The organism is Lactobacillus fornicalis, from assembly GCF_055362665.1.
Genome location: NZ_JBLTIM010000079.1, coordinates 1 through 725 on the forward strand (window position 1 = coordinate 1; position 725 = coordinate 725).

Annotated in this window: 1 protein-coding gene; it reads left to right on the plus strand. The window is 27.9% G+C overall.

Annotated elements, in window-relative coordinates:
• On the plus strand, positions 1 to 648 hold a 648-nt coding region (locus tag ACNDLV_RS08230; protein WP_498883112.1), incomplete at its 5' end, for an MFS transporter.
• Positions 649 to 725 lie beyond the last annotated feature (77 nt).

Below are 725 nucleotides of genomic sequence, written 5' to 3' on the forward strand. Positions count from 1 at the left end.
AAACTATTTTACGGTCTCAAAGATTTAAATGAAAACTTAAGTGATACTGAATCCAATCAAGGAATAAAACTAAATAAATATGTCTTTTATTGTGCATTTTGGGCTTTTTTAATAATGATGCTGAATAATGTTTTGAATAATAATATATCTTTATTTATTGTTCAAGAAAAATTAGGAGGTACATCTGAAGCGGCATTAACATCAACACTTTCCCTTGTTGGTGGAATGCTTTGCGGCTTTATTGTAGGAATAATTGGTAAAAAATTTAAATATACTTCTGTTTCAATTGCATATTTGTTGTATGGTTTATCATATTTATTAATTGCATATGGTAATAGTCTATTAACTGTAATTATAGGTAGTTTTATTGTAGGTGCTGCAATGAGCATTGCTATGGGAACATTTCCATATTTAATTTCGATTTCGGTCAATAAAAGCAGCATATCAATGGCTTTAGGAGTTTATACAGCTATTAATGCAGTTGGTGGTGTAATCAGTCCATTCGTTATTAATCCAATAACTACTACTTTATCTAAAGTTGGCTTCAATGCTTTTTCAGTTGGTGGTGTAATTGGCTTAATTATTTATGTAGCTATTTTATTTAGTGGCTTTCAAAAGAAATTGGTAATTAATGCAAAAAATAATTAATTTTAAAACTAGATATCCAAGTTGATATCTAGTTTTTAGTGTAAATAAATTATGTAAAATCGAGACCGTAAAATAGT